This window comes from Sutterella sp. (assembly GCF_052272535.1).
Classification (GTDB): Bacteria; Pseudomonadota; Gammaproteobacteria; order Burkholderiales; family Burkholderiaceae_F; genus Sutterella.
The window spans coordinates 1-1,471 of sequence record NZ_DAVZJY010000246.1 but is presented as its reverse complement, the minus strand read 5'-3'; the positions used below and the strand labels follow the sequence as shown (position 1 = coordinate 1,471).

General features: G+C 63.0%; 1 protein-coding gene and 1 tRNA gene. One reads left to right on the top strand and one right to left on the bottom strand.

Translation table 11 applies throughout. From position 1 onward, the window contains the following. Window positions 1-311: 311 nt before the first annotated feature. Window positions 312-397 (top strand) — tRNA-Leu (locus ACT6Y9_RS09785). 215 nt (window positions 398-612) lie between these two features. On the opposite strand, the gene ACT6Y9_RS09780 is transcribed toward ACT6Y9_RS09785, so the two are convergent. Next, window positions 613-1,314, bottom strand: coding sequence for a TetR/AcrR family transcriptional regulator (locus ACT6Y9_RS09780; RefSeq protein WP_443744386.1), 702 nt, complete (start codon window positions 1,312-1,314; stop codon window positions 613-615). Window positions 1,315-1,471: the final 157 nt, after the last annotated feature.

Below are 1,471 nucleotides of genomic sequence, written 5' to 3'. Positions count from 1 at the left end.
AGGCAGCGGATTCTGAATCCGCCACTCGTAGGTTCGAATCCTACTACCCCTGCCAAAATGTGCGAAAGAGGCTGTTTCGAAGGAAGCGGCCTCTTTTGTTATCTGCGTGCGCAATCTTTCAACCAACCGGCCCGTTTCCGACGGCGTCACCGCCGCCGCGCCGACCTCCTGCCGACGGTCGCGACGGGCGAATTAAATTTTTTCCACCCCTACACATTTCTGATTTTTTCATGTAGAATGCATCTCCTCTGTTGAACGAGTTCCTCAACTCAAAAAGAAGTTCACCAGAGAACAACTTGGTTATCTGCGATGCGGTCGTGGCGGAATTGGTAGACGCACTACTTTGAGGGGGTAGCGGCCTTTGGCTGTATGAGTTCAAATCTCATCGACCGCACCATTTACTGGGGTATCGCCAAGTCCGGTTAAGGCAGCGGATTCTGAATCCGCCATTCGTAGGTTCGAATCCTACTACCCCTGCCAAATCAAGAGCGACGTGAAGGCTGTTTCGAAGGAAACGGCCTTTTTTGTCGTCTGCATTCAGGCTCGGTCCGCCCTCCGTCGGGGGGCGTCGAGCCGTCTCTGCGGTCGATCCGCAGGACGGCTCCTTCGTCGTCAGCGCAGCACGAGCGCGAGAAGGACTTCGGCCGTGCGTGCGCGGAAGTCCTCGTCGGCGCAACGCGCTCCGCCCGCGATCTCCGGGGCGAGGAGCGTCGCCGACGCCGCACCCATGAGGAGCGAGAAGACGAGTTCGGGCGAAGACCCGCGGATCACGCCGGCATCGAGCGCGCGGCGGATGAGCGGAAGCGACGCCGTCCTGAAGGGGTGGATGAGCTTCTCAGTGACGGCGTTAAAGCGCGCCCCGTCCTCGGGATCGGCGTCGGCAGCCCTGCCGGGGTCTACTTCATGCATGAGGAGCGCCGGAACGTCCGAGAGGGCCGGCCCGATCTCAACCAACATCCTCAGCCACCCTTCGAGCGCCGCCCTCGGGTGGGCTTGAGCCTCACGGGTGAGTTCGTCGATGCGCCCGAGCTGCACGCGCTGCTCTTGGGCGAGATGGTCGAGGAGCGCGTCGTAGAGTCCCTCCTTGCTCCCGAAGAGCTGGCAGACGAGCGCCGGGGCGACCTCGGCCTCGCGGGCCACTTCGCGCAGCGACGCGCCCGCGAACCCGCTCCGGGAGAAGAGCTTCTGCGCGGCGGCGAGAAGCGCCCCGCGCCCAGAAACCTCGCCGCCCGGACGCCGTCCGCGGCGGGGAGCCTTCGCTCGAGGAGCGGCGTCTGCGCTCCCGCGGTTCTTCTCGTTTGTCTCCGTCTTCATCTGCTCGCCCCCGCCTCTCCGCGGTCCGGTTCTTCTCTTCATCCCCGAAGTCTACGTCGTGACTGCTCCCCGCCCAATTCCTAACGGAATTGGGCGAGGCTTCTCGCTTCACTGACAACAGCCCCGGCTTGCCGGGGTCTTACACTGTCTCGACGAG

Excerpts from the sequence above, each read along its gene's own strand:
- ACT6Y9_RS09780 (WP_443744386.1), bottom strand. The coding sequence starts at position 1,314 with ATGAAGACGGAGACAAACGAGAAGAACCGCGGGAGCGCAGACGCCGCT.